Below are 11,721 nucleotides of genomic sequence, written 5' to 3'. Positions count from 1 at the left end.
GTTATACGCTGGCCAGTTCTTGGTCTTGTAGCTCGGCGGCGTGGGTCTGCTCATGCAGCACGGCTACCACGCCAGATTCGCCAGCTGAATCCCCCTTAAGACTTTGTGCAACAAAGCCTCACGCATCCGAACAGGTCGATCTGCAACTGCTTGTAGGCTGCATTGCCGATCCGCACCGGACGCGACTGTGCAAAGCCCGGCAGCCAGTCCAGGATCACCTCGTCGTTGCGATGCTCGGCCCCGATGCCGTAAAGCGGCTGCACCTGAGAGGCCGCGCCTGCGACCGCGCGCAAAAGCCAGTTGCACCAGTTCTCGGCTTCCTTGCGATAACCGGCGTTCAGAAGCGACACGAGCGAGAACGACGCATCGCGGAGCCAGCAGAAGCGATAGTCCCAGTTCCGCGCGCCGCCCGGATGTTCCGGCCACGAGGTGGTCGGTGCGGCGACGATGCCGCCGGACGGACGACAGGTCAGCACCTTGACCGTGACCAGCGACCGCATCACCGCGTCCTTCCACGGGCCATCGTAATGGCAGCGGCCAGCCCAGTCCGGCCAGAAGCGCTCGGTCTCGACCAAGGCCGCGAACGGCTGGCAGCTTTGCGGAATGGGAAGGTGCGACTCCGAATAGGCGAGAGAGAAGGGGACCTGCTGGCCTTCGCTGATCGTGAAAGCAGCCACCAGCGTCTGGTCCGGGTCGTGGACGGCAACCGGTGCCATGAGCCGCACCGCATGGGGTCCGGCGCGGGCGCACGCCGTCCTCGGCCTCGGCCTCGCTGACCACGGGATGATGCGCCCGTAGTCGAAGCGTAGGCTCAACTCCATTCGCCCGCGGCGGCCAGCGACGATCCTGACCACGTCCGAGATCTGCCTGTCGATGCGCACCGGCATGAAGTCGATGATCGTGGCCGCGCCCTCGTCGGTTTCGGATTCAACGGATACCTCCCAGCTGCGGGCTACAGCCTCCCTTGATTGGAGGCCGCGAGGGTGCAGGGCGACGGACCAAGGCGTGCCTTCGAGTTCGATTTTCTGGCCGACGCGGGGGCCGGGCTTCGAGAAAGAATGGCAGATTTTGTAGAGCCCGTCCGCGACCTTCCGGATATCGACCATGTGTGATCCGGCCCGCGCCTTGCGGGTTCGAGGGCGAAGATCGACAGTGCGGCTGGCCATCTCCCCGGTGGCCAAAGCCAACAGACCCCGTGCAACTCGTCGAGACACCCGACCGCGCCAGGCGTGATACGGTCCTGCGGCCCGAGATCGAGCGCGTCTTCGCGGAGAACTGGCGTGGCTATGGTGTCCGGAAGGTCGGGGCGAGCGGAAGGTCTGGCGACAGCTGGTTCGGGATGGCTTCGCTGTCGCCCCGTGCACAGTCGCCAGGATCGTGAAGGGTTTGGATGTTCAATGCATTATCCGCGGCAAGCCGCACAGAACAACGGCGCCCGACAAGAAGGCTCCATGCCCATCGGACAAGATGAAGAGGCAGTTCCACGTGTCCGCTTCGAACATGCTTTGGGTCAGCGACTTTACCCATGTCGCCACCTGGAGGGGTTCGTTTATGTGGTGTTCGTCATCGACGCCTATGCCCGGCGGATCGTCGGCTGGCGGGTCGACAACCGCCGCCTGCTCGAGACGATCGGGAACATCCCGTCAGCAGAAGCCGAGGCAAACTTCAAGGCCGTTCTGGAAACTGCAAACATGGCCGCGTCACGAGCTGAAATCAGCCTCCGGCGAACCCGGCGCGGTTCAGTGCAACCGAAGTCGCAGGCGTAAGTTGATGCAGGAATAGATCGCAAGGAAGCCTGACCCAGATGCGCGCACTGTTGTTCCACAATCCCGCCGCGGGTTCCGGCGATCACTCGAGAAAAGAACTTCTCGCAGAGCTGGAGGCGGAAGGCATCCAAGCCGACTATTGTTCCTCCGCCAGCCGTGCGTTCCCAGAGTGCCTGGCCAAAGACTTCGACGTCGTGGTCGTGGCTGGGGGTGACGGCACGGTGTGCAAGCTCGTCGCGCAAATGCCAGACCGCAGCCGTCCATTCGGCATCATCCCGTTGGGGGGCTCGAACAACGTCGCCACCAGCCTGGGGTTCGGGCGCCACTCACTGCTTTCTGGCGGCTGGCCGGAGGCAGCGGAACAGCGCCCCTTCCATGTTGGCCGGATCCGCACGTCTTCGGGTGAGCGGATCATCCTCGAAGGCGCGGGCTTCGGTGCCCTTGCCACATCGATCGACCACAAGAAGCCGACACCGATCAGCAGACGTGAAAAGATCCTCAATGGTCGCCGCGGCCTCGCCACGGCACTGGCCGATATCGACCCCGTGTCCGCCGAGATGGTGGTCGATGGCCAGCGGATCAGGGGGCGCTGGCTGATGGCCGAGGCGCTGACGATGAGCCATTCTGGCCCCCGCCTTCCATTGGCACCAGCGGTCGGCGCATATGACGGCCGGTTCTCGGTTGTTCTGCTGGGGAAGGAGCGGCGGCTGGACATGCTGGAATGGCTGAACGCACCGGACGAGGCAGCGCCTCCGGTGCAGGTCCTGTCGGGCCGTAACGTGTCATTCGAGGTGGATCGACAGATCCTGCTCAGAATCGACGATCACGTCGAAGAGGTCGGCGGGCAGCGGATCGAACTTAGGATCGATGACGATCCCCGCCACGTTCTTCTGCCTGCTGCAGCCCCGAAGAAGAGGTGACTGAAGATGACAGACCCCAACGTCGATCCACCCGTTGATCCCGCAACTCTTGCGGAGATCGAGCAACTGGCCGTCGAACTGGCGCGACTTGCCGCGGCCGAGATCCAGGGCGCCTTGGGCACGTTGCTGACAGTGCGTTACAAGACTTCGGAGGCGGGACAGGACGCCCTGCGCGATCCGGTGTCCGAGGTCGACCAACGCGTCGAGAAGATCGTCCGCATGCGCCTGAACGAACATTTTCCGGAGCATGACATCATCGGCGAAGAGTATGACGACCGGCCGGGCAGGAACCACGACTTTGTCTGGGCGGTCGATCCGATCGACGGGACCACCAACTTCGTCAACGGGTTTCCCCTCTTCGCCGCGGCCATTGGCGTCGTCTACAAGGGCAGGCCCATCGCAGGCGCCACCTGGTGCTCGACCAGCCATGCCCTGCGGCCCGGTGTCTATCACGCATGCAAGGGCGGTCATCTGCGGTTCGATGGGGAGGAAGTTGAGCTTGCTGCAAACCCGGCGGTACGGCGGCGCCTGGTGGGCCTACCGCAGATCCCGGCAACAACTGGTTCCCGTGATGGTCGAAAGACGGGTTCAGCAGCCATCGAGCTTGCCTTCGTCGCTGCCGGACTGCTGGAGGCCTGCCGCATTGACACGCCGAATATCTGGGATGTCGCTTCGGGTCTGGTGCTTGTCGAGGCGGCTGGCGGAATGGTCGCCACTCGAATCGACAAGAGTTGGCAGCCGTTCAGGACCTTTGGGTCGGCAGCCCAGGGGGAGGGGGACGACCTGCGGCAATGGAAGCAGGCGATCCTGGCGGGGAGGCTGGCGGATCATGACGCTCTGGTTGCCGCCGTCGCGACGTGAAGTCTGAGCTCCTTCCCGCAAATCGGACAGTGACGGAGGCTACGATCTGACGTTTGCTGATCTCCAAAGACGAGGAGATCCGGAATGCGGAAGCGCAGAAATCATCACGCGGGCTTCAAGGCCCGTGTGGCGCTGGAGGCCGTTGAGGGCGCGCGCACGGTGTCGGAGCTGGCGGCCGGATATGGCGTGGATCCGACGATGATCCACCTGTGGAAGAAATCGCTTCTGGACGGCGCTGCGGATATCTTCGCGCGGGGCAGCCGAAAGCCTGCGGAGGTGGATGAGGAAACGGGTCGGTCACTGCGCGCCAAGATCGGAGAGCTGGTCGTCGCCAACGATTTTTGTCACTGATGCTCAAGCCGTGGACCGGCAAATGAGGCGCGACAGAGCTCAGATGCCGCCGCTTCCGAAGCCGCATCAGTAGGAGACCCTTTCCTCGTCGAATTCTTCGGCGGAAGTCGGAACATAGATCTCGCCGGCGATGACAGGGGTCGTCTGCAAGTCCGGGGTTGGGAACGTCGCTAGCGGGGATGACAAGGTGGAACTCGATCGCAAGGCGCACCACTCTTACCCATTGACCGAGGCGCCGGCAGTCAAAGGCAGCGCCGGAACGGCGAAGTTACAAGGTTTCATGAAGCTAGACTGAGTAACCTCGAGTTGTGATTCGGATCACATCGTGAGATCGCACTTGTCGAGTGCAAGAAGACTATTACTTCGGTCGGAAGATACGGTCTGAAGGTCTCAGTCGGGTCTTCAACATATGCTGGTCCGCGCGCGCATTTCCGGACGATTTCCCCGATGCGGTCTTCGGGGGTCACCGAAGCAAGGCAAGGTGTCGGGTGGCAGGCATCATCAATTCGCGCTATGGTTGTGATTGTTCCTTCCCTGTGACTGGCCCTGCCTTTCTGGCAGGGCCATTTTTGCGGCCCCACTGACGATGCGCCGCCGGTGTCTGGAGCTTGCCACCAGCCGCTTGGATCTGCGCCACCATGCAGGACGTCAAACGGGTCGGTCTTGCCGTCGCATGTGGCTTCGACGTCGTAGCGCCGCAGGAGGTAGCTTTGGAGCCCAAGTCCCAGACACCACATGAACTGCGTGTCCTCTCAACCTTCTTTCCGTGCCATTTCGGGAAGGGAGGAATTCCCCATGATGGATCATCGAAGACCGGGAAGTCTCCGCCGCACGATGCTGTCGGCAAGGTGGCGCTGCAGCGCATGAGCGTGCTGGAACTTGCGCGCGAGTTGGCGATGTGGCGGAAGCGTGCGGCCGGCGGGGGATGGACCGCACCGGCTTTCATGAATGGGAGCGGCGTTTTCAGACCCGGGGCTTCGAGGGCCTGAAAGACCTGCCGCCGATCCACACGTCCCACTCGCAGGCGACCGCCCCGGAGGTCGTGGGAGCGGATCAAGGCGCTGGCCCTCGAGCACCCGGCCCATGGCTGCAACCGGCTGGAGGCGATCCTCTCGCTTGAAGGCACGCGGTCTGCCGTCACCAATCAGAAGCTGCTCAACGACAACGGCCTGGGCACCAGGATCGAGCGCTGGCTGGCTCTGGAGGAGGCCGATGCCGGCCGCGCCATCGACATCACGCCCGAGCGGGCTGCCTTTCCGGAGAAATCGAACCCCTGCTTCCGCGAGCGGCATGTGGTGACGCGCCGGGCGAACTCTTGTCAGCCGAGACCTTCCTTGCCGGCAACCTGAAGGGCGTAGGAAAGGTCTACCTGCATGCGGTGGCCGCCACCTGCGGCTCCTGTGCCTTCGCTTGTCTCGCACGTCTCCAAGCACCCGGCGGCGGCTGTCCTGCACGATGACATGCTGCCCTTCTGCGCCGACCTGGGCCTGCCGGTGCAAGCCGTGCCGACCGACAACGGCCGGGAATTCTGCGGGGCCGAGAACCACCCCTACGAGCTCCACCTCGACCTCAACGGCATCGAGCATCGTCGCACAAAAGTCCGGATGCCGAAAACCAACGGTTCCGTCGAGCGATTGAACGGCACCACCCTGGAAGATTTCTTCCGCATCAAGATGCACGAGACGTTCCACGACAGCATCGAGACCCTGCAGGCCGAGCTCGAGGCCCGGCTCATCCACTGCAACCCAGAACGGCCACATCTCGGCTATCGCAACATGGGCCGCAGACCGGTCGATAACCGTCATGTAATTCGTCAGCCAAGAAGGTTAAGAAGACATGGGTCCCATCTTTGCTTGGTCCAGCAACACGTTGTGCGCGTCCGGTTCCGACGACGCATCCTTTGAGGAATATACCAGTGTCCGGACCGTTCGATCGACCGGACGCCTGTTGTCTGAATGGGGCGGCGGGTCAGCCGGCCAGAAGTGCCGCGTTGCCGCCGGCGGCGGTTGTGTCGACGCAGAGGTGCCGCTCGTGGCAAAGATGGGCGCGATCCGGCATCGCGGTGATCAGCGCCACCAGCGGGCCCGATCGGCGCGACAGCGCCTGCGCCAGGGCGCGACCGATCTCGTCGTCGCCCCACCAGAGGACGCCCGCAAGGTTCGGCAGCGACTCGAGCCACTGCGGATCGATCGTTCCGCTTGCGGCGACGGCTTGACCGCCGCCACGGGTGACGGCCTGCACCTGGGCGGCCGTCGCCTCTGGACCGGGGCCGAGGCACAGCACAGGACCGCGCGCCAGCGTCTGCAGGCGGTTCAGTTCGCCGGTCGGTCCGGGCATCAGCGTCTCCTCGGGCGCGGGGGCCGGCGGGGGCGAGGCCAGTTCGCCGGCCAGCCGGTCATGGCTGTCGGCCGTTCGCCAGGGCGCGCCGGCCTTGGGCGTGGCGGGTGCGAAGAAGCGCGGCAGGTAAAGCGGACCGCCCGCCTTGGGGCCGGTGCCCGACAGGCCCTCGCCACCGAAGGGCTGGCTGCCCACGGTCGCGCCGACCTGGTTGCGGTTGACATAGATGTTGCCGACGTTGATCGCCTCGGTCACCTCCTGCACGCGGCTGTCGATCCGGGTGTGCAGGCCGAAGGTCAGGCCATAGCCCCGGCCGTTGATCGCCGCCACGACCTTGTCCAGGTCGCGCGACTTGTAGGTGGCGACATGCAGGACGGGGCCGAAAACCTCTTGGTCCATCTCCTCGATGCCGGACACCTTCATCAGGGTCGGCGGGACGAAACGGCCCTGCGACGGCACAGGCACCTGGTGCAGGATGCGGCGTTTGCCGTCTGCCAGATAGGCCATGATGCCGGACTGCGCCTCGGCGTCGATGACAGGGCCGACGTCGGTCGCCAGGTTCCAGGGGTCGCCGACGGTCAGTTCGTCCATCGCGCCTTGGATCATGCGGATCACGTGCGGCGCGACGTCTTCCTGCACATAGAGGCAGCGCAGCGCCGAGCAGCGCTGACCCGCCGACCGGAAGCTGGAGGCGACGATGTCGCGCACCGCCTGTTCGGGCAGGGCGGTGCTGTCCACGATCATCGCGTTCAGGCCGCCGGTTTCGGCGACCAGCGGCGTGCCGGGGCGCATGTGCTTGGCCATGCTGGTGGCAATCAGCCGCGCCGTGTCCGTGCCGCCGGTGAAGACCACGCCGTCGATGCGCACAGCGCGGGTCAGCGCCGCACCGACGGTCGCCCCGTCGCCCGGCAGCAGCTGCAGCGCTGTCGCCGGCACGCCCGCCTGGTGCAGCAGACGCACGGCCAGCGCGGCGATCAGCGGCGTTTGTTCGGCCGGCTTGGCCAGGACGCCGTTCCCCGCCATGAGCGCGGCCGCGATCTGGCCGGTGAAGATCGCCAGCGGGAAGTTCCAGGGGCTGATCGCGGCGATGATGCCGCGCGGAGCCTCGCTCCGACTTTCGCCCTGCTGCGCGTAATAGCGCAGAAAGTCGACGGCCTCGCGCAACTCGGCCACGGCGTCGTTCAGCGTCTTGCCGGCTTCGCGCGCCACGAGGCCGAAGATAGGACCGAACTCGGCCTCGTAGAGGTCGGCAGCGCGGCGCAAAACGCCAGCGCGGGTGGCGGCGGGCGCGTCCCAGGTGCAAGCGGCGTCGATCGCGCGGGCGACGGTCCCCTCGTCGGCTTCGGTAATCTGGGCCAGCACATCGCCCGTGGCGGGGTTCAGGACCGGGACGGCGGCTCCGGTCGCCTCGGCTGTTGTGGCTGGACCGGCATTCGCAATGGCAACGTCGCGGGCGGCGAAGATGCGGGCCAGCTCATCCTCGGCCGTCTGGTCGAAGCCACGGGCGTTAACGCGGCCGTCGCCATAGATGGCGTCGGGCGCCAGCAGCGCCTCGGGCACCCGCGCAGTGGCAAGGGCATCGAACGGATCGCGGGCGATCTCCTCGGGCGAGACGGCGTCGTCGACGATCTGGTTCACGAAGCTGGAGTTCGCGCCGTTTTCCAGCAGGCGGCGGACCAGGTAGGCCAGCAGGTCCCGGTGCGCGCCGACCGGGGCATAGATGCGGCAGGCAGTGCCGTGGTCGCGCAGGACGATGTCATGCAGACGCTCGCCCATGCCGTGCAGGCGCTGGAACTCGAACGTGCCCTCGGCGGCGCCCAGGTTGCCGGCCAGTTCCAGCACCGCAGCCACCGAATGTGCGTTGTGCGTGGCGAACTGCGGATAGATCCGGTCCGACATGCGCAACAGCCTGGTCGCCAGCGACAGGTAGCTGACATCCGTCGCCGTCTTCGAGGTATAGAGCGGGAAGCCCGGCAGGCCTTCGACCTGGGCGCGCTTCATCTCTGTGTCCCAATAGGCGCCCTTGACCAGGCGCACCATGATGCGGCGGTCCAGCCGCGTGGCCAGCGCATGAAGGCGGTCAATGGCCGCACCGGCGCGCTTGCCATAGGCCTGCACCACGACGCCGAAGCCGTCCCAGCCGGCCAGCGACGGGCCGGACAGCACGGCCTCGATCACCTTCAGCGACAGGGCCAGGCGGTCCTGCTCCTCGGCGTCGATGTTCAGGCCCATGTTGGCGGCGCGCGCCTGCTGCGCCAGTTCCAGCACCACCGGCACCAGTTCGGCCATGACGCGGGCCTCGTTCGCGACCTCGTAGCGCGGATGCAGCGCCGAGAGCTTGATCGAGATGCCGGGGTTCTTGCGGACCGAGCCCTTCGTGCAGGACCCGGCGATGGCGGCGATGGCCTTGCGGTATTCGGCGGCATAGCGGCCAGCATCGCGGGCGGTCATCGCCGCCTCGCCCAGCATGTCGTAGCTGTAGGAATAGCCCTTGGCTTCCTGCCCCTTGGCCCGCTCCAGCGCGGCTTCGATGGTCTGGCCCAGGACGAACTGACGGCCCATCTCGCGCATGGCGCGGGTGACGGCCGTGCGGATCACGGGTTCCCCAAGGCGGCGAATCGCGCCGCGCAGGGTGCCGGCAAGGCCCGGTTGCGCATCCTCCAGAACGCGGCCCGTCAGCATCAGCGCCCAGGTCGAGGCGTTGACCATGCTGGAGGAGCTTTCGCCCAGGTGCTTGCCCCAATCGGACGGCGCGATCTTGTCCTCGATCAGGGCATCCATCGTGGCGCGGTCGGGCACGCGCAGCATCGCCTCGGCCAGGCACATCAGGGCCACGCCCTCGCGCGTCGAAAGGCCGTATTCCGCCAACATCAGCTCCATCATGGTGGGCTTCGATTCGGCACGGATGCGCCGGATCAGCGTGGCTGCACGGGCGCTGATGCGGGCGCGCGTCTGGTCGGACAGGGCAGCCTCGCGGATCAGGCGATCCAGCAGGGGGCCTTCTGGCTGGAACTTGGCGTCCAGTCCTAGATCGGTCGGGTCGAGATCGTACATTCGGCGGTCCCCTTTGGATGTTCGCCGCAAGATACAGCGTCGCATCTGGACGTTGTGCCCATCTTCGGGGCAAACTACAGCCGAACAGACCATTTTGACGGACGAAAATGCGGTGAACGAACTTCTGGACCCGACCAACCGGCGCATCCTGGCCGAACTGACCGCCAACGCCCGCATCCCGGTGACCGAGCTTGCGCGCAAGGTAGGCCTGTCCAAGACGCCCGTGGCGCTGCGGATCAGGCAGCTGGAGGATGCGGGGCTGATCACCGGCTATCGCGCGACCCTGTCGCCGGTGCGGCTTGGCCTGACCCATGTCACCTATGTGGAGGTACGGATGACGGACACGCGCCAGAAGGCGCTCGAGGCGTTCAACGCCGCCGTCCGCCTCATCCCCGAGGTCGAGGAATGCTACATGATCGCCGGCGGCTTCGACTATCTTCTGAAGGTCCGCTCTCGCGACATGACCGACTATCGCCGCATCATGGCCGAGAAGATCTCGTCTCTGCCGCATGTGAACGCCACCTCCAGCTATGTCGCGATGGAGGCGGTGATCGAGCAGGGCGGCCTCACGCTCTAGCCGAAAAGATCCAGCCGGTGCGGGTCAGCCGCCGCAGGTCGCCGCGTCGCAGGGTAACGCCGTGGCGGTCGAAGACGTCCGAGATCTCGACGGCGACCTTGCGGCCGTCCTGGACGCGGTCGCGGAAGGCGGCGGCGGTGAACCAGCCATCGGAGGACTCTGCGGCGACGTCGCGCAGGATCGCGACCATCCGCGCCGTCACCTCGCGCGCGAAGAATTGGTCCTGCGCGATCTGGTCCGTCCGCCCCAGCCTCTGCGTCAGCTTCAGGACACGGCGGACCTTGCGTTCGTCGATGCCGTGCTCGGCGGCAAAGTGGCGGACGCGGGGCGGGCGAAAGCACATCTCGCCCAGAAGGGCCGGGTGGATCCGGTCCCACAGCGCCTCGTCATCTGGTGTCAGGCGGACCTCGTGGCCGGGCAGGCGCAGGAGGGCGCTGTCCATCACGATCTCTCCCGCGTCGGCGGCCCGTCGCAGGAAAGCCGGATGCGCGTCCTTGGAGAGGCGCGGCAACAACGACAGGCGCAGGCGCTGGCGGCCCAAACCCGGCGGGTCCGGGTTATCTGCGTGGCACTGCGCCAACTGGCCCTGCAGGCCGCGATCAACGCCTGCAGATCGTCCACCGAGAGGTCCAGCCCACCGACAGCAGTCCCGCCCGCCCGATCCAGCGCGGCCTGCGCCTGGCTCGGGGGTCAGGCCACGGTCGCAGGTGACGCTGCAGGTCCACGGGCGCGATCAGCAGCATTCCCGCCAGAGCTTCGGCGGGATCCGGCGCCGATCAAGGCCAGCCGTTCGGACGTGCGCCGCGTGTGCGCCGCGGGACACAGGTTCAGGAAGGCCCCGCCGCCGATGGTCCGGCTGGCCGACATGTTGCGCAGGATGAAACCGTCGTCGATTGCTGCCGCGACCGGCCGATCCGCGACGATCTGCACCGGCCCCGCCTTTCTGGGCGCGATGGGGTCGGCCAGTGGAACGATGCGCGCCCCGACCTCGGTCGCGTGACTGTGCAGGCGGGCCGGAAACGAGGTGCCAATGGGCTTCGGCTCGGTCCCCAGAACGATCAGCGTCGTGTCGATCCTGTCGGTCAGCGCGTGGAGCGCGGGCGACAGAACCACGTCGCCCCGGCGAACGGCGTCCTTTGCGATTGCCTCTCCGGCAAGGTTCAGGGCGCAGCGCTGGCCCGCCAACACCTCGGTCGCCGCGCGATTCTGGGCATGGATGCCGCGAACGCGGGCGGCTAGGCGGGACGGTGGTTTGTTCGTCAAAGGCCACGCGGCCCGAGAGAACGGTGCCGGGCACCACCGTGCCCGCCCCTTGCAGCGTGAAGCTGCGGTTGACTGGAACGGACCCTCGGCCGCGCGGGCCTCAGCGAGGCGCTCGGCTTCCACAACGGCCGCGCGGAGCGTGTCCAGCCCCTCTCCGGTCACGGTCGAGATAGGACTGATCGGCGCTGCCGCAAGGCAACTGTCGCGCAGCAGTGCGCTGATCTGGCCGGTCACCTCCTGCCGCCGGCGATCATCCGCAAGGACCGCCTTGATCAAGGCAGCCAGCCTGCGGGACAGGCCCAGCAGGTTCAGGATCGCCAGATGCTCGGCCGTTTGCGGCATCACGCCGTCGTCGCAAGCCACCACCAGCAGGGCCAGGTCGGTGCCCGCTGCGCCGGCCAGCGTGGTGTGGATCAGCCGCTCGTGTCCCGGAACGTCCACAAAGCCGGTGACGACGCCACCTTCCAGATCAGCATAGGCGAAGCCAAGGTCGATCGTGATGCCGCGCGGCTTTTCCTCGGCCAGATGGTCGGCATCGGTGCCGGTCAGGGCCTTCATCAGGGCGGTCTTGCCATGGTCGAGATTTCCCGCC

Annotated in this window: 8 protein-coding genes and 2 pseudogenes; 6 read left to right on the top strand and 4 right to left on the bottom strand. The window is 66.2% G+C overall.

From position 1 onward, the window contains the following. Positions 1 to 95: 95 nt before the first annotated feature. Complete coding sequence (locus OC159_RS09660; protein ID WP_265500937.1) at positions 96 to 1,106, bottom strand: glycoside hydrolase family 15 protein; 1,011 nt, start codon at positions 1,104 to 1,106, stop codon at positions 96 to 98. A gap of 113 nt (positions 1,107 to 1,219) precedes the next feature. Here OC159_RS09660 and OC159_RS09655 point away from each other — a divergent pair. From OC159_RS09655 to OC159_RS09635, 5 genes and pseudogenes are all read left to right on the top strand, one after another. Further along, positions 1,220 to 1,604 (top strand): annotated as a pseudogene (locus OC159_RS09655) (IS3 family transposase); the annotation flags it as partial. Between the two features lie 200 nt (positions 1,605 to 1,804). Then, a complete protein-coding gene (locus tag OC159_RS09650) occupies positions 1,805 to 2,686 on the top strand; it encodes a diacylglycerol/lipid kinase family protein (RefSeq protein ID WP_265500936.1) in 882 nt (293 codons plus the stop codon). 6 nt (positions 2,687 to 2,692) lie between these two features. Continuing rightward, entirely contained in the window at positions 2,693 to 3,547 is an 855-nt protein-coding gene (locus OC159_RS09645) for an inositol monophosphatase family protein (protein WP_265500935.1), read from the top strand. An 84-nt stretch (positions 3,548 to 3,631) separates the two neighbouring features. Beyond that, on the top strand, positions 3,632 to 3,898 hold the full coding sequence (locus tag OC159_RS09640; protein WP_265500934.1) for a transposase: 267 nt from the start codon (positions 3,632 to 3,634) through the stop codon (positions 3,896 to 3,898). Positions 3,899 to 4,686: 788 nt separating this feature from the next. After that, positions 4,687 to 5,728 (top strand): annotated as a pseudogene (locus OC159_RS09635) (integrase core domain-containing protein). Between the two features lie 138 nt (positions 5,729 to 5,866). Here the strand turns inward: OC159_RS09635 and putA are convergent. Next, a complete protein-coding gene (gene putA, locus OC159_RS09630) occupies positions 5,867 to 9,289 on the bottom strand; it encodes a bifunctional proline dehydrogenase/L-glutamate gamma-semialdehyde dehydrogenase PutA (protein WP_265500933.1) in 3,423 nt (1,140 codons plus the stop codon). 112 nt (positions 9,290 to 9,401) lie between these two features. Between putA and OC159_RS09625 the strand changes: the two genes are divergently transcribed. Continuing rightward, a complete protein-coding gene (locus OC159_RS09625; protein ID WP_265500932.1) occupies positions 9,402 to 9,866 on the top strand; it encodes an Lrp/AsnC family transcriptional regulator in 465 nt (154 codons plus the stop codon). Here the strand turns inward: OC159_RS09625 and OC159_RS09620 are convergent. Both OC159_RS09620 and OC159_RS09615 read right to left on the bottom strand, forming a co-directional pair. After that, positions 9,856 to 10,446 (bottom strand): SelB domain-containing protein, encoded by a 591-nt coding sequence (locus OC159_RS09620; protein ID WP_265500931.1) that lies wholly within the window; start codon positions 10,444 to 10,446, stop codon positions 9,856 to 9,858. The genes OC159_RS09625 and OC159_RS09620 overlap by 11 nt on opposite strands. A gap of 110 nt (positions 10,447 to 10,556) precedes the next feature. Further along, a complete protein-coding gene (locus OC159_RS09615) occupies positions 10,557 to 11,687 on the bottom strand; it encodes a GTP-binding protein (protein ID WP_265500930.1) in 1,131 nt (376 codons plus the stop codon). Positions 11,688 to 11,721: the final 34 nt, after the last annotated feature.

The organism is Paracoccus beibuensis (assembly GCF_026162625.1).
Taxonomy (GTDB): domain Bacteria; phylum Pseudomonadota; class Alphaproteobacteria; order Rhodobacterales; family Rhodobacteraceae; genus Paracoccus; species Paracoccus beibuensis.
Note: the sequence above shows the minus strand (reverse complement) of the source record. Positions and strands in the feature narration are given on the sequence as shown.